Source organism: Sphingomonas sp. Leaf17, from assembly GCF_001421505.1.
Lineage (GTDB): Bacteria > Pseudomonadota > Alphaproteobacteria > Sphingomonadales > Sphingomonadaceae > Sphingomonas.
This window is the reverse complement of the sequence record NZ_LMKL01000007.1, coordinates 165,057-180,379: the sequence shown is the minus strand read 5'-3', so window position 1 is coordinate 180,379 and position 15,323 is coordinate 165,057. Positions and strand designations below refer to the sequence as shown.

Sequence of the window (15,323 nt, the reverse complement as noted above, 5' to 3'; positions counted from 1 at the left end):
TAGCGCGGCGCAGGCGCGGCGTCACCCCTTCGGCTGCGCCGGGGGTGTCGGACCCGCCACGCCCGCGCTACAGCCGCCCCATGCCCGCCCCCGCCTCCCATGACCGGATCCTGCCAGCGATCGCGCTACGCCTGCTGTCGGTGTTCTTCCTGGCGAGCATGGGTGCGCTCATCAAGCTGGCCGAGACGATGGGCGCGTCGCTGCCCGAGGTGCTGTTCTTCCGCCAGCTGGGCGCGTCGGTGCTGGTGACCGGCGTGATCCTGGCCGGGCCGGGTATCGCCACGATCCGCACGCTGCGGATCGGCGCGCATGTCCGCCGCGCGGTCGTCGGCCTGTCGAGCATGGCGTGCATGTTTTCCTCGCTCATGCTCCTGCCGCTGGCCGAGGCGACGACGTTGCAGTTCACGGTGCCGATCTTCGCGACGATCCTGGGCGCGGTGCTGCTGCGCGAGCCGACCGGCTGGCATCGCTGGGGCGCGGTGCTGGTCGGATTCGCAGGGGTACTGATCGTCGCGCAGCCGGGATCGGGCCAGTTTCCGCTGGTCGGCACCGTACTGGGGCTGATCGCCGCGTCGCTGGCCGCCCTGGTGTCGATCCTGCTGCGGCAGATCGGGCGGACCGAGAGCGCCACGACGACCGTGTTCTGGTTCTCCACCCTGTCGCTGCTGCCGCTCGGGATCGCCTACGCCTTCTCCCTGCAACCGCATCCGCCGCGGGTGTGGGCGGTCCTGTTCGGCATGGGGTTGCTTGGCGGGATGGGACAGATCGCGCTGACCGCCGCGCTGCGCCGGGGGCCGGTGTCGGTGGTCGTGCCGATGGACTATTCCAGCCTGATCTGGGCGACGCTGTACGGCTTTCTGCTGTTCGGCGCGGTGCCGGCGCAGGCGACCTGGCTGGGCGCGCCGGTGATCGTGGCCAGCGGGCTGTATATCGTCTGGCGCGAGCAGGCCCGACGTCGGGCCGAAACCGACGCCGCGATCGTTGGCGAATAGGTTACCGAAAGGTCGGCACCCCGATCATCGCCAGCATCCGCCGCGCGCGTAGATACATTTCCAGCCGCTGCATCGTGAACAGGCCAAGCGCGAGCGCGACCAGCATGTCGGTCATCGCCATCGCGTTCAGGTGCAGCGCGCTGGTCGTCGCCACCTCGCGCGCGCCGAAGCGAAGGACGACCAGCACCAGCAGGAACAGGATCGCGGCTGGCGACGACGTCTGGCTGAGACTGCGCGTCACCGGATCCACCGTGATCCGCATCAGCTTGCCGCGCTGCCACCCCAGCCCGGCCCCCAGCACCAGCGCGACGGTGCAGAACAGCCAGCCGAAACCGACCGGTGGAAACCGTACGAACAGATAGACGGCGACCGCCGCATACAGGGTGGGGAAGATCCACAGCCGCTCGACCTTCAACGGCCGGACCCGGCTCATCCGTTTCCAGCGGATCGCAAACACCACGGCGATGACCACGGCGCTGATCGCGTAGGTGATAAGTGTATCGGTCTGTCCCGGCTGCATGCGCGTCCCCCTGCCCCACCGTCTATCGTCGGGCAGGGGGATGGTCGTCCAGTGCTATTCCGCGGCAGCCGCCATCGGCGGTTCGCGATAGGCCAGTACGGGCTTGCGCGCCGCCAGCGTTTCATCCAGCCGGCTGCGCGGCGCGAAATGCGGCGCGGTCTTCAGCGCGGCGTCGCCCGCCTTGGCCCGTTCCGCCACCGACCGCAGCGCGCCGATGAACTGGTCCAGTGCCGCCTTGCTCTCGGTCTCGGTCGGCTCGACCAGCATCGCGCCGTGGACGACCAGCGGGAAATACATCGTCATTGGGTGGAAGCCCTCGTCGATCAGCCCCTTGGCGATGTCGATCGTCGAGAAGCCGGCGGCAAGGCCGTGGTCGCTGAAGATCGCCTCGTGCATGCACGGCCCGGACTCCGCGAACGGCGCGTCGAGCGTGGTTTCCAGACTGCGCAGGATGTAGTTGGCGTTCAGCACCGCGTCCTCGGCGACCTGGCGCAGACCGTCCGCGCCGTGGCTGAGGATATAGGTCAGCGCGCGGGTGAACATGCCCATCTGGCCGTGGAACGCGGTCATCCGCCCGAACGTGTCGGGATGATCGTCGCCGGCCGTTTCCTCCTCGATCAGCTGGAAATGGCCTTCCGCGTCGCGCGTGGTGAAGGGCAGCGGGCCGAAGGGGCTGAGCGCCTCCGACAGCACCACCGGGCCGGAGCCGGGGCCGCCGCCGCCATGCGGGGTAGAGAAGGTCTTGTGCAGGTTGATGTGCATCGCATCGACGCCAAGGTCGCCGGGGCGCACACGGCCGACGATCGCGTTGAAGTTCGCACCGTCGCAATAGACATAGCCGCCGACGGCGTGGACCGCGTCGGAAATCTCCTTCAGGTCGCGCTCGAACAACCCGCAGGTGTTGGGGTTGGTAATCATCACCGCCGCGACATCGGGACCAAGCCGGGCCTTCAGCGCGTCGGTGTCGATCCGCCCGGCCGCATTGGCGGGAATATCCTCGACCGTGAAGCCGGCGAACGCGGCGGTCGCCGGGTTGGTGCCGTGCGCGCTTTCAGGCACCAGCACGACCTTGCGATGCCCCTCGCCGCGCTTTTCCAGCGCCGCCTTGATGCACAACATGCCGCACAATTCGCCATGCGCGCCCGCCTTGGGACTCATCGCGACGCCGTGCATGCCGGTCAGTTTGATGAGCCAGACCGCCAGTTCGTTGATGACGCCAAGCGCCCCCTGCACCGTATCGACCGGCTGAAGCGGGTGGACGTCGGCGAAACCGGGCAGCCGCGCCATCTTCTCGTTCAGGCGCGGATTGTGCTTCATCGTGCACGAGCCGAGCGGAAACAGCCCCAGGTCGATCGCGTAATTCTGACGGCTGAGGCGGGTGTAATGCCGGACCGTTTCCGGCTCCGACAGGCCGGGAAGGCCGATCGGCGCGGTGCGGGCGAGGCAGCCTAGCCGCGACGCGCAACCGGTTGCACCGGCGATGTCCACACCCGTCGTGCTGGTATCGCCGATCTCAAAGATCAGCGCCTCCTCCAGCATCAGCGCCTTGTTGCCGGTGAAGCTTGCGGGAACCGCATCGGTATTCGATTCCGGGCGCTCGGGGCGCCAGCCGCTCTGGTTGATCGTCATGCCAGCACCTCGCCAAGCGCCGTCGCCAGCGCGTCCACATCCTCAGGAGTCGTCGTCTCGGTCACCGCGACGACCAGCCCGTTCGCCAGTGCGTCCTCGCCCGGATACAGCCGGCCGAGCGATACGCCGGCCAGGATGCCCTTGTCGGCCAGCGCCCGGACGATCGGCCGCGCCTCCTGCCCGAGATCCAGCGTGAATTCGTTGAAGAAGCTGTCGTTGACCAGCCGCACGCCCGGCACCTGCGCCAGACGGTCGGCGGCGGCGACCGCGCCGGCATGATTGACCTCGGCCAAGCGGCGCAGGCCCGCCTCACCCAGCAGGGTCATGTGCACCGAGAAGGCCAGCGCACACAGGCCGGAATTGGTGCAGATGTTCGACGTCGCCTTTTCGCGGCGGATATGCTGCTCACGCGTCGACAGCGTCAGCACGAAGCCGCGCCGGCCATCGGCATCGACCGTCTGGCCGCAGAAGCGCCCGGGCATCTGGCGGATATATTTGTCCTTGCAGCCCATCAGACCGACATACGGCCCGCCGAACTGAAGGCCGACGCCAAGCGACTGGCCCTCTCCGACGACGATGTCGGCGTCCATTTCGCCCGGCGACCGGATCGCCCCCAGCGCGACCGGCTCGGTCACGACCGCGATCAGCAGCGCCTTCTTCGCATGGGCGGCATCGGCCAGCGGCCTCAGATCGGCGGTGCGGCCGAGGATGTCGGGATATTGCACCACGACGCAGCTGGTTTCGTCGTCGATCGTCGCGATCAGCCGGTCGAGGTCGGTGCCGGCCTCCAGCGTCGGCGCGGCGGTGTCGAGCACGTCGCCGGTATATTTCGCCATGGTTTTTGCGACCGAGACGTAATGCGGGTGCAGGCCCGACGACAGGATCGCCTTGCCGCGCTTGGTGATGCGCCGGGCCATGCCGATCGCCTCCCAGCAGGCCGTCGACCCGTCATACATCGACGCATTGGCGACGTCGGTGCCCAGCAGCCGCGCGACCTGCGTCTGGAACTCGAACAGCATCTGCAGTGTGCCCTGCGCGATCTCGGGCTGGTACGGCGTGTAGGCGGTCAGGAACTCGCCGCGCTGGATCAGGTGATCGACGCTGGCGGGCACATGATGCTTGTACGCACCGCAGCCGAGGAAGAACGGGCCGTCGCCCGCCGTCATGTTCTGACGCGACAGGGCGGTCATGTGCCGCTCGACCGCCATTTCGGACGCGTGGTTCGGCAGGTCGCGGATTGGCCCGTCGAGCCGCGCGGCTTCGGGCACATCGACGAACAGGTCGTCGATCGACGATGCGCCGATCACCTTGCCGCTTTCGGCACCGACGACGAAGATGTCGCCGATCTTCAGCGTGCCCCGGTCGATCAGGACCGTCGGTTTGGGCGTCCGCTGGAGCGGCCCCTCCCCCAACCCCTCCCGCGAGCGGGAGGGGAGATTTACGTCAGAGTTTCGCGACGAAGCTCGCATAGGCGACTTCATCCATCAGCTCCTCAACTTCCGCCGGGTCGGTCAGCGTGATTTTGTAGAACCAGCCTTCCGCTTCCGGGTCGGAATTGACGAGGCTGGGTTCGTCGGCGAGCGCGGCGTTGCCCTCAATCACGGTGCCGGAGACGGGCGAATAGACGTCCGACGCGGCCTTGACCGATTCAACCACGGCGGCCTCATCACCCTTGGTCAGCTGCTTGCCCTCTTCGGGCACGTCGACGAACACGATGTCGCCCAGCTGGCCTTGCGCATATTCGCTGATGCCGACGGTGCCGACCTCGCCGTCGAGGTCGATCCATTCATGGTCTTCGGTAAAGTAACGGCTCATCACTTGCCTCCTGCGCGGACATAGCGGTGGGGAACGAACGGCATCGCGGTGACGGTCGCGGTATGGACCTTGCCGCGTTGCGCGATCTCGATACGGGTGCCGGGCCTGGACAGCGCCAGCGGGACATAGGCCATCGCGATCGGCGCGCCGAGCGTCGGCGCAAAGCCGCCGCTGGTCAGCGCACCGACCTGCGCGCCATCGGCGCCAATCACGCCCGCGCCCTCGCGCAGCGGCTGGCGTCCCTCGATCAGCAGGCCGACACGCTTTGTTTCAGGGCCAGCCTCGCGTTCGGCGAGGATGCGGGCGGCTCCGGCGAAATCGGCAGCCTCCCGACGGCGCTTCGACAGCGCGAAGCCGAGGTCGGCCATCACCGGCGTGATCGCAGGGGTCAGGTCGTGGCCGTAGAGCGGCAGCCCCGCCTCCAGCCGCAGCGAATCGCGCGCACCAAGGCCGATCGGCCGGACCGCGTCGTTCGTCATCAGCGCATCGGCGAAGGCGGTGACCTGGTCGGCGGGCACCGAAATCTCGTAGCCGTCCTCACCCGTGTAGCCCGACCGGCTGATCCACAGCGGCACGCCCGCCCATTCGAACGCGCCGGCGGTCATGAAGGTCAGCGCCTCGACGCCGGGCACCAGCGCGGACAGTACGTCGACCGCCTTCGGCCCCTGCAACGCGAGCAGCGCCTGATCGTCCATCATGTTGATGGTCACGTCGTCGCCCAGCACGTCAAGCAGATAGGACACGTCGTCGAACTTCGTCGCGCCGTTGACGACCATGTAATAGGCCGCACTGGTGTTGGCCTCGGCCGGGCCGGTCGCCCAGGGCGCATCGGCATCGAAATACTCGCCGGCGGTGCCGAACGGATGGTCCAGCGGCAGGCGCGTGACCATCAGGTCGTCGAGGATCCCGCCATCGTCGGCCAGCAGCAGCGAATAGCGCATCCGCCCTTCGCCCAGCCCCTTCACGTCGCCCGGCAACACCGTCTCGATCGCGGCGGCGACATCGGTGCCGGCGGTGGTCGTGGTCAGCAGCAGCTGGCCCATGTGGCTGACGTCGAACAGGCCGGCATGCTCGCGGGTCCACAGATGCTCGGCCATGATGCCGTCATACTGGATCGGCATGTGATAGCCGGCGAACTCGACCATGCGAGCGCCGCGATCGCGGTGCCAGGCATCGAGCGGCAGGGTGAGGATTTCCAGCGCCTCGGCGTCGGCGTCAAGGATGGTCTGGTCGCTCAAGGCGGGTCTCCGGATCAACAGGGGGCGCAATCACGGACGATAGCGGTCCGCAACGCGTTCGGCACCCCCTCTGTCACGGTACCTGAGAGCTTTCGCGGACTGCGCTTGTGCAGATCCGCTTACCCCTTCGGTGGTGGCCGCCACAGGAAGCCACGCTTTCCAGAGTGTCGAAGCGGCCCCACGCGGTCCGTTTGCCTGAGAGATTGCCGGGGCGGTTGCTCCTTCGGCGGCCCATTCAAGGGCCTCTCCCGCGTGGGTCCATGCCGGTCATGGGAACACAGCAAAGCAACGCTTTGCTGGGACCGCAGCCCGACATCGACGCGCCGACGTTTGGCGGCGCCCGTCGACCCTGTCAATCGGTCGTGGGTGGAAGAATATCCGATACAACCGATTGCCTGACCCTACCGCGTGACGTTGTACTGCAACTGGTCGCTGGTCAGCTGGAACCCGACCAGCGCCTCGAAACTGGCGCGCAGCACGGCCTGGCGCACGGCCGGCTGGGTCAGCGGATCGACCGCCGCATCGGTATCGCCGGCCTTGCGGCGGCGGGTCAGCTGTTCGCGCACGTCGGCGGGCAGCGTGGCGGCGGCGCGGGCGACATAGCTGGTCGCGGCACCCTTGGCCTCGGCCCGCGTCTCACCGGCGTCGAAATGGACGGTCACGCGGCCAATCCGCTTGGCGACGACCGCGCTGCCGCCACGCACGACGGTGATGAAATACGGGAGAACGACGTCGCGGGCGGCGTCGGCGCGAACGCGGCGGGCTCGGACGTCGAAGGTGACCGTCGTCGCGATCTGTTCGCCGCTGTCGTTGCAGGTCGAGCGCACGTTGGTCATCAACGCGGTCACGTCCAGCGCGGACGCATCGCGGCTGGTGACGGGATCGAACAGCGTGATATCGCCGGTTTCGGCGGGCACGCCCACCACCGGACAGGCCGAGCGCACCGCGGACACGCCACCGGTCGCATCAAGCTCGCCCTTGCTGGAGCAGCCCGCCAGCATGACGGCGACAGCGAGCGGAGCGGCGATATTCGATACTTTCACGGGGCGCGCACCTTCTTTGAACACACGAAAAAGGGCACGATGCGTATCGGATCTGCATCGGCCCCGGATCGGCGATAGCATAGGAACCGCCTTTCGCACGCGCAAGCAATCGCGTAGAGGCCCTGACCATCATGACCGCACCCGAAAAACCGGCATTAGAGCTGTTGATCGCCGCCCCACGGGGCTTTTGCGCCGGTGTCGACCGCGCCATCCGCATCGTCGAACTGGCGATCGAGAAGCACGGGGCACCGGTGTTCGTCCGGCACGAGATCGTCCACAACAAGTTCGTGGTCGACAGCCTGAAGGCCAAGGGCGCGGTGTTCGTCGAGGAACTGGACGAGGTGCCGGACGGCGCGCCTGTCGTGTTTTCCGCGCACGGCGTGCCCAAATCGGTGCCGGCCAACGCCGAAAGCCGTGGCCTCGACTATCTTGACGCCACCTGCCCGCTGGTGTCCAAGGTCCACCGGCAGGCCGAACGGCTGGTCATGGCCGGTCGCCACATCGTGTTCATCGGCCATGCCGGCCACCCGGAGGTCGTCGGCACCTTCGGTCAGGTGGCGGAGGGTACGATGACGCTTGTCGAAACGGTCGAGGACGTCGCGCGGCTGACCGTGCCGGATCCGACCAACGTCGCGTTCCTAACGCAGACAACGCTGTCGGTCGACGACACCGCCGACATCGTCGCCGCGCTCCAGGACAAATACCCGATGATGCAGCCGCCGCGCGGCGAGGACATCTGCTATGCCACGTCGAACCGGCAGGCGGCGGTCAAGGCGATCGCCGCGTCGTGCGACGCGATGCTGGTGATCGGCGCGCCCAATTCGTCCAACTCGGTCCGGCTGGTCGAAGTGGCCGAGCGCGAGGGGATTTCGGCCCGGCTGATCCAGCGCGCCGCCGACCTCGACTGGGCGTTCCTTGACGGTGTCGGCACACTGGGAATCACCGCCGGCGCTTCCGCGCCCGAACTGCTGGTCCGCGAACTCGTCGCCAAGCTGGGCGAACGCTATGCGGTCACCGAGCGCGAGGTCGAGACGACCGCCGAAACCGTCACCTTCAAGCTGCCGCGCGGCCTCGAAGCCGTCGCCTGATGGCCGTCTATACGCAGGTGCCGGCGGAATCGCTGGCGCGCTTCCTGGCGGGCTTCGACCACGGCGAGCTGGTGTCGGCCAAGGGCATCGCGGAAGGGGTGGAGAACAGCAACTATCTGGTCGACACCACGACCGGGCGGTTCATCCTGACGCTGTACGAAAAGCGCGTCGATGCGGGCGACCTGCCGTTCTTCATGGGGTTGCTCGACCATCTGGCGGCCGACGGCAACCCGGTACCGCGCTTCCTGCCCGATCGCGATGGCCGGGTGATCCACATGCTGGAGGGGCGGCCCGCCTGCCTGATCGAATTCCTGACCGGCGTGTCAGTGACCACGCCGACGCGCGGACAGGCGCTGGCCGCCGGGGCCGCCATGGGCGCGATGCACGCGAGCCTGGCAACGTTCGACGAAATGCGCCCGAACACGCTGGGACCGGATGATTGGCGGCCCCTGCTGGAGCGGTGCGGGCGCGATCTGGATGCGATCCAGCCCGGATTGTACGATCGCGTTTCGGCGGCGCTCGACGCGGTGCTGCTGGCCTGGCCGCGCGACCTGCCGACCAGCGTCGTCCATGCCGACCTGTTCCCCGACAACGTGCTGATGCTCGGCGACCGGGTGACCGGGCTGATCGACTTCTATTTCGCCTGCACCGACGTCCGCGCCTATGATCTGGCGGTGATGCACAGCGCGTGGTGCTTCGACGGTCGGGGCGAGCGGTACGACGCGGACGTCGGCGCCGCGCTGCTGGAGGGCTATGCCAGCCGGTTCGGATTGTCCGATGCCGAACGCGCCGCCCTGCCGGTGCTGGCGAGGGGCGCGTGCATCCGCTTCCTGCTGACGCGGGCGTGGGACTGGCTCAACACGCCGGCCGATGCGCTGGTGACGCGGAAGGACCCGCTGGCTTATCTCCGCCGGCTCGACACCTATGAAAGTGCAGACCTGTTCGCATGACGTCCGACATGACCGCCGTTGAAATCGCCACCGATGGCGCGTGCAAGGGCAATCCCGGCCCCGGCGGCTGGGGCGCGCTGATCCGTGCGGGCACGACCGAGAAGGAACTGTCCGGTGGCGAGGCGCAGACGACCAACAACCGCATGGAACTGATGGCGGCGATCAAGGCGCTGGAGGCGCTGACGCGGCCCTGCAAGGTCACGCTGTCGACCGACAGCCGCTATGTGATGGACGGCCTGACCAAGTGGATCATCGGCTGGCAGAAGAACGGGTGGAAAACCGCCGCGCGCCAGCCGGTCAAGAACGCCGAACTCTGGCAGGCGCTGCTCGCCGCCGCCAAGCCGCACACGATCAAATGGGTCTGGGTCAAGGGTCACGCCGGCCACCCGGACAACGAACGTTGCGACCGGCTGGCCAGCGCGGCGGCGATGGTCGCGGCGCGGGGTTGAGCATGACGACATCACGTTGATCCACCCGTCGTTGCGAATGTAGCAAAGCAATCCAGAGCCACAGGCAAGACGCTTTGGATTGCTTTGCTACATTCGCAACGACGGATCACGCTGATGTCATTACGCGCCGATAGCTATTCCGACGGTGTCTCGATTTCAGCACCGGGTCCGTTCTTCTTGATCGATTCGATCGCGTTCACGGCACCGGCGCGGCTGCTATAGCCCTCGGTCCAGAACATCAGTTCGCTGTTGTATTTGAACTTGGCGACATACTCGCCCTTCTTGTTCTGCTCGATCACGAACTTGTGCGCCATGGCTCAGCTCCTTGCGACGGATCAGCGCAGGCTAGGCCCGAAACGGCCCGGCGCATAGAGGCTTGGATCAAGCCCGTCCGGGACCGGCCCGCCAAGGATCAGCGCGGCGCAGAGCGCACCTGCCGCCGGCGCGGTCTGGATGCCGAAGCCGCCCTGCCCCGCGCACCAGAAGAACCCCGGCACGCGCGTATCGAAGCCGAACACCGGCAGGCGATCGGGTGCGAAACTGCGCAGGCCGGCCCAGCGGCGTTCGACCGCATCCACGCGCCAGTCGACGACGCCCTCGAACCGGTCGATGGCGATCGCGACGTCCAATTCCTCCGGGGCGGCATCGCACGGGTCGGTCGCCGTTTCGTCATGCGGGCTGAGCCATAGCCGGCCGCCGGGTTCGGGTTTGAAATAGAATCGGCCGGCGATGTCGGCGACGTGCGGCATCCCCGCCGGCGCGCCGGGATCGGTGCGGATCTGCGCGACGGTGCGGCGATAGGCGCGGATGCCGATCGGCGCGACACCGGCGCGGGCCGCCACCGTGTCGGCCCAGGCGCCGGCCGCGTTGACCAGCATCAGCGCCTGTATCGGCTCGCGGCCCGTGTCGATGGTCCAGCGGCCATCGGCGAACACCGCGCCGGCAAGACCGGCGTCGGTCATCACCACCGCGCCGGCCCGCCGCGCCGCCGCCAGCAGATGCGCGTGGAGCCCGCCCACGTCGATATAGGCGCAGCTCGGCTCCATCACGCCGAGCGTCCAGTCGGGCCGCAGACCCGGCACCAGACCAGCCGGATCGACCCGCTCCAGCGTCACGCCGCTGCCGGCGAAATCCGCCAGGAACGACTCGATCGCCGCCGCATCCTCCGCCCGGCCGATATGCAATGCGCCCAGCGAATCGAGGAACCCGCCATCGCGCAGCGCCGGGCCGGACGCGGTGGTCAACGGCTGGATTCCCGGCCCGCCATAGGTTTCCGACCAGAATGCGGCCGACCGCCCGGTCGAATGATAGCCCGGCTGCGACTCGGCCTCGATCAGGACGACGCTGGCGGCGTCGCCGATCGCCGCAGCGACGCTGGCTCCGGCAATTCCGGCACCGATGATGGCGATATCGACCGTCATGCGCGCGCCCGCGACTTGAGAAACCCGTCGATGACGATCAGCGCGCGGTCGCGTACGGCGTCGGTTTCACGCAAGATCTCGTGCGCCGTACCCGATTTGAAGCGGACCAGCGCCGCGTCGGGCAGTTGCCGGGCGATACGGATCGCAGTGTGGGCGTCGACCAGCCCATCGGCATCGGCGACCAGCATCAGCAGCGGTGTCGTCATCGTCGCGATGCGCGGATCCTCCGCCAGCGCCGCCGTCGCCGCAAAACTTTCCGCGACCCACGCCCAGCTTGGCGGACCAAGGCGGATCTCCGGCTTCTGCGTGTACCACCATTGCTCGTCGGCGTAGCGCGTCTTGTCGTGGGTCAGCAGGTTCTGCCGCGTCGCGATCGACGCAGGCCGTTCGTTGCCACCCCACGCCGCACGCTCCGGACGACCGATCCGCGCCATGAACCGCGCGATCTTCCCGCCCCACACCGCCCCGACCGGCGATTTCAGGCCGAGCATCGGCGCGACGAGGATGGCGGCGGCCGGGTCGATCGCGCCGTCGAGCAACGCGCGCAGGATCAGGAAACCACCCATCGAGTGCCCCAGCACGATGCGTGGCCCCTCCCGCCCGATCGACCAGTCGCGCCAGAACGCCGCCAGATCGTCGACGAACACGCCGAAGTCGTCGGCATGGCCGACGCGCGGATTGTCCGACAGGCGGCCGGACCCGCCCTGCCCGCGCCAGTCGAACGACGTCACGCTCCACCCGCGCGCGTGCAGATGCGCGAAGGTTTCCAGATACTTCTCGAACGTGTCGCCGCGCCCACCCTGGAACAGCAGGTGTCCGCGCGGGGTCGCGACCGGCCAGTCGAACCGGCGCAGCACCCAGCCATCGGGCGCCGCCCAATGGCCGATTCGGGCATCGTCCGGGATCCGGCGGCGAAAGTCGCCGGGATGCTGATGCTGACGCGGATGCTGCATTGCGATCGTCGTTACGATTTCGAAACCCGGTCCGTCTACGCATAAGACCCATGGGGTGGGAATTAACCGGATTTGCGCTGCCGCTGGCGCTGGGGCTTCTGCTGGTACTGGCAGGGGTGGAGGATATCCGTCACCGGGAGATCGCGCATTGGCAGAGCGGCGGCATAGCGCTGCTCGCGCCCTTGTGGTGGTGGCAGCAAGGGCTGTCGCCCTGGCCGGGCATGGCCGCGCAGGTCGCGCTGGGGATCGTGGCGCTGGCCCTGTTCGCGCTTGCCTACCGGTTCGGGATGATGGGCGGCGGCGACGTGAAGCTGATCGCGGCGCTGGCGCTGTGGTTTCCGCTCGACCGGTTCGTCCTCGTCCTGATGGTCATGTCAATCGCCGGCGGGGTCATCACCGCGCTGATGCTGGTCGACAAGCACCTGTCGAAACGCAGGGACATCGAGGTTCCGTACGGCGTGGCGATCGCGATCGCGGGGCTGTGCTGCCTCGGCGAACCGATTCTTAACCCATTTGCGTGATGATTAACGCCGGAACAACCGGACACCGCCCGAAAGGCACGACGAGTCATGGATAGTCGCAAGATCATGTTGCTGGTGGGGGCGCTCGTCGTCGCGGCGATCACCGCGTTCTTCGCGCGCACGCTGATCGCGGGCAGCGCCACGCCGCAGGCCGGCGCGGTCGTCATGGCCCCGCCGGTCATCGACGGCCCCGAAGTGCTGGTCGCGACGCGCGCCCTGCCGGTCGGCACCATCCTCGACCCGACCGCGCTGAAGTTTCAGCCCTGGCCCAAGGAACTGGTCGACGGCGCGTACTTCCTGAAGGAAAAGACCGACCTGAAATCGTTGCAGGGCACCGTCGTCCGCAACGCGATCACCGCCGGCCAGCCGATGACGCAGGGCGCGCTGGTGAAGCCCGGCGATCGTGGCTTCCTGGCCGCGGCGCTTGGGCCGGGCATGCGCGCCGTGACGTTCCCGGTATCCGCCCAGACCTCGGTCGCGGGCTTCGTGTTTCCCGGCGACCGGATCGACCTGGTCCTGACCCAGTCGGTGGCCGGCGGCGGCGACGGTCCGCCGCTGCGCGTGTCGGAGACGATCATGCGCAACGTGCGCGTGCTCGCCACCGACCAGCGCACCGACAATACGGTCGGCGAAGACGGCAAGACGCAGGTCAGGACCTTTTCGACCGTGACGGTCGAGGCGACGCCCAAGATCGCCGAGCAGATCGCGGTCGCACAGACCGTTGGCGCAATCTCGCTGTCGCTGCGCTCGATCGCCGACAACGCCTCCGAGCTTGAGGATGCGATCGCGTCCGGCGCGGTCAAGGTACCGGCGGGCGGCGATCCGCGCGCGGAAAAGGCGATGCTGGTCCAGCTGGCCAGCCAGCCCTCCTCGGGCAGCCCCAGCTTCGCAACCGGGGCCGACGTATCGCGGTTCCAGCGTCGCACCATCCCCGGCAAGGGGGCAAACGGCGGCGGCGGCTTCGTGTCGGGCGGCGGCATGTCCGCGCCCGCGCCGATGATGATGGGCGGCGGCGGACAGAGTGCGCCCAGCGTGGTGGTGGCGACCGGACCGGTCGTACGGGTCGCACGCGGCAACAGCGTGACCGTGGTTCCGGTCGGAGGGAAGAATTGACATGGCTATGACGCTACACCCCTCGCGCATCGCACTGGTCGCGGCGCTCGCGGTCGCCACGCTGGCGGCCACCGGCTCCAGCATCCCCGCGATCGCCCAGCGAGCCGGCACCGGGATGCCGGACGTGGTTCAGGTCAACACCGGCCGCGGCCGGCTGGTGACGCTGTCCTCGCCGATGAGCGACCTGTTCGTGGCGGACGAGACGATCGCCGACGTCCAGGTGCGCTCGCCGACGCTGCTCTACATCTTCGGCAAGAAGACCGGCGAGACGACGATCTCGGCCACCGGTCGGGGCGGCAGCGTCGTCTATGCCTCGACCGTTCGGGTCGGCAACAACATCAATTCGATCCAGCAGATGCTGGGGCTGGCCATGCCGGAGGCGCAGGTCGTCGCCACGCCGATGAACGGCCTCGTCCTCCTGACCGGCACCGTGGCCCAGCCCGAGGACGCGGCCGAGGCCGAACGGCTGGTGCAGGCGTTCGTCGGCGACCAGACCAAGGTGCTCAGCCGCCTGCGCACGGCCACGCCGCTGCAGGTCAACCTGCAGGTGCGGATCGTCGAGGTCAGCCGCAGCTTCGTCAAGAATATCGGCGTCAACCTGACGTCGGCCGACAGCACCAGCGGCTTCAAGTTCGGCGTCGGTCAGGGGCGCAACATCTTCACCCAATATACGCCGGGTGGCGCGCTTGGCGTCGGCAGCACGGGTTCGGCCGCCGCCACGCTGGTGACGAAAGCGGCCGGAACCTCGCTGTTCGGCGCAGGCAAGCTGCTTGGCCTCGACCTGCTCGGCGCGATCGACCTGGGCGAGACGATCGGACAGGTGTCCACACTGGCGAACCCGAACCTGACGGCGCTGTCGGGCGAAACCGCGACCTTCCTGGCGGGCGGCGAAATCCCGATCCCGATCAGCCAGGGACTTGGCGCGGTGTCGGTTGAGTACAAGCAATATGGCGTCAGCCTGGCCTATACGCCGACCGTGCTCAGCGACGGACGCATCTCGCTGCGCGTGAAGCCCGAGGTGTCGTCGCTGTCGTCCGCCGGTGCGGTCCAGCTCAACGGCACGACAATCCCGGCACTGACCACGCGGCGGGCGGAAACGACGATCGAGCTTGGCTCCGGCCAGAGCTTCATGATCGGCGGACTGCTGTCGAACAGCCACGACAATTCGACCGACAAGGCCCCCGGCCTCGGCGACCTGCCGATCCTGGGCGCGTTGTTCCGGTCGAACAGCTTCAAGCGCAGCGAAACCGAACTGGTCATCATCGTCACGCCGTATCTGGTGAAGCCGGTGAACAACGTCGCCGACATCGCCACGCCGATCGACGGCTATCGCGCCCCCACCGACCTTGGCCGCGTGCTGCTGGGTCAGAACGAGAGCGGGCGGACCGGCGCGCCCCGTCCGGTGCCGACGATGGGGCCGCCGGTGGCCCCGTATGATCCGACGGTCGGGGCCGCCGCGAGCGTCGGCGCAGTTCCCCGTGCCGATACGCGTAATCGCAACCCGCGCCCGCTGTCCCAGCCCAAGAAGGGCGCGCCCGCGCCCGGTTTCTCGAACTGAAGGCCCGGTCCCGATGTTTCAGGATATTCGCTC

At 68.0% G+C, this 15,323-nt stretch carries 16 protein-coding genes and 2 riboswitches; of the genes, 7 read left to right on the top strand and 9 right to left on the bottom strand.

The features are described 5' to 3' along the window. Positions 1-80 precede the first annotated feature (80 nt). Positions 81-992: a DMT family transporter gene (locus tag ASE75_RS11825; RefSeq protein WP_055933766.1), complete on the top strand. Its 912-nt coding sequence runs from the start codon at positions 81-83 to the stop codon at positions 990-992. Between the two features lies 1 nt (position 993). Here ASE75_RS11825 and ASE75_RS11820 read toward each other — a convergent pair whose 3' ends face one another. From ASE75_RS11820 to ASE75_RS11795, 6 genes are all read right to left on the bottom strand, one after another. After that, a complete protein-coding gene (locus ASE75_RS11820) occupies positions 994-1,512 on the bottom strand; it encodes a CcdC protein domain-containing protein (protein WP_055933764.1) in 519 nt (172 codons plus the stop codon). Positions 1,513-1,566: 54 nt separating this feature from the next. Beyond that, on the bottom strand, positions 1,567-3,141 hold the full coding sequence (gcvPB, locus tag ASE75_RS11815) for an aminomethyl-transferring glycine dehydrogenase subunit GcvPB (protein ID WP_055933762.1): 1,575 nt from the start codon (positions 3,139-3,141) through the stop codon (positions 1,567-1,569). Then, entirely contained in the window at positions 3,138-4,493 is a 1,356-nt protein-coding gene (gene gcvPA / locus ASE75_RS11810; RefSeq protein ID WP_055933915.1) for an aminomethyl-transferring glycine dehydrogenase subunit GcvPA, read from the bottom strand. Before gcvPA ends, gcvPB begins: the two co-directional genes overlap by 4 nt. Positions 4,494-4,584: 91 nt before the next feature. Beyond that, positions 4,585-4,956 (bottom strand): glycine cleavage system protein GcvH, encoded by a 372-nt coding sequence (gcvH, locus tag ASE75_RS11805; RefSeq protein ID WP_055933759.1) that lies wholly within the window; start codon positions 4,954-4,956, stop codon positions 4,585-4,587. Further along, positions 4,956-6,194, bottom strand: coding sequence for a glycine cleavage system aminomethyltransferase GcvT (gene gcvT, locus ASE75_RS11800; protein ID WP_055933757.1), 1,239 nt, complete (start codon positions 6,192-6,194; stop codon positions 4,956-4,958). The genes gcvH and gcvT overlap by 1 nt, the downstream gene beginning before the upstream one ends. Positions 6,195-6,254: 60 nt before the next feature. Continuing rightward, positions 6,255-6,367: riboswitch (glycine riboswitch) on the bottom strand. After that, positions 6,368-6,455, bottom strand: a riboswitch (glycine riboswitch). 140 nt (positions 6,456-6,595) lie between these two features. Next, positions 6,596-7,195 carry a hypothetical protein gene (locus tag ASE75_RS11795; protein ID WP_055933755.1) on the bottom strand — a complete coding sequence of 200 codons (600 nt, stop codon included), beginning with the start codon at positions 7,193-7,195 and terminating at the stop codon, positions 6,596-6,598. Positions 7,196-7,368: 173 nt separating this feature from the next. Between ASE75_RS11795 and ispH the strand changes: the two genes are divergently transcribed. The 3 genes from ispH to rnhA are packed head-to-tail and all read left to right on the top strand — an operon-like array spanning position 7,369 to position 9,724. Continuing rightward, complete coding sequence (ispH, locus tag ASE75_RS11790; protein WP_082463950.1) at positions 7,369-8,325, top strand: 4-hydroxy-3-methylbut-2-enyl diphosphate reductase; 957 nt, start codon at positions 7,369-7,371, stop codon at positions 8,323-8,325. Beyond that, entirely contained in the window at positions 8,325-9,275 is a 951-nt protein-coding gene (gene thrB, locus ASE75_RS11785; protein ID WP_055933751.1) for a homoserine kinase, read from the top strand. The genes ispH and thrB overlap by 1 nt, the downstream gene beginning before the upstream one ends. Positions 9,276-9,283: 8 nt before the next feature. Next, on the top strand, positions 9,284-9,724 hold the full coding sequence (gene rnhA / locus ASE75_RS11780; RefSeq protein WP_443025339.1) for a ribonuclease HI: 441 nt from the start codon (positions 9,284-9,286) through the stop codon (positions 9,722-9,724). Between the two features lie 134 nt (positions 9,725-9,858). On the opposite strand, the gene ASE75_RS11775 is transcribed toward rnhA, so the two are convergent. From ASE75_RS11775 to ASE75_RS11765, 3 genes are read right to left on the bottom strand one after another with little or no spacing between them, the layout of a single operon-like run. Continuing rightward, complete coding sequence (locus ASE75_RS11775; protein WP_055933747.1) at positions 9,859-10,038, bottom strand: YegP family protein; 180 nt, start codon at positions 10,036-10,038, stop codon at positions 9,859-9,861. 21 nt (positions 10,039-10,059) lie between these two features. Continuing rightward, positions 10,060-11,145 carry an NAD(P)/FAD-dependent oxidoreductase gene (locus ASE75_RS11770; RefSeq protein ID WP_055933744.1) on the bottom strand — a complete coding sequence of 362 codons (1,086 nt, stop codon included), beginning with the start codon at positions 11,143-11,145 and terminating at the stop codon, positions 10,060-10,062. Further along, positions 11,142-12,098, bottom strand: a complete 957-nt coding sequence (locus ASE75_RS11765; RefSeq protein ID WP_055933742.1) for an alpha/beta fold hydrolase — start codon at positions 12,096-12,098, stop codon at positions 11,142-11,144. The genes ASE75_RS11770 and ASE75_RS11765 overlap by 4 nt, the downstream gene beginning before the upstream one ends. 50 nt (positions 12,099-12,148) lie before the next feature. Between ASE75_RS11765 and ASE75_RS11760 the strand changes: the two genes are divergently transcribed. Genes ASE75_RS11760 through ASE75_RS11750 form a run of 3 tightly spaced genes read left to right on the top strand, consistent with a single transcriptional unit; the run spans position 12,149 to position 15,290 of the window. Continuing rightward, complete coding sequence (locus ASE75_RS11760) at positions 12,149-12,619, top strand: A24 family peptidase (RefSeq protein WP_055933739.1); 471 nt, start codon at positions 12,149-12,151, stop codon at positions 12,617-12,619. Between the two features lie 48 nt (positions 12,620-12,667). Next, on the top strand, positions 12,668-13,732 hold the full coding sequence (cpaB, locus tag ASE75_RS11755) for a Flp pilus assembly protein CpaB (RefSeq protein ID WP_055933737.1): 1,065 nt from the start codon (positions 12,668-12,670) through the stop codon (positions 13,730-13,732). Between the two features lies 1 nt (position 13,733). Next, the gene (locus tag ASE75_RS11750; RefSeq protein ID WP_055933735.1) at positions 13,734-15,290 is read left to right on the top strand and encodes a type II and III secretion system protein family protein; all 1,557 of its coding nucleotides are present in this window, start codon (positions 13,734-13,736) and stop codon (positions 15,288-15,290) included. Positions 15,291-15,323 lie beyond the last annotated feature (33 nt).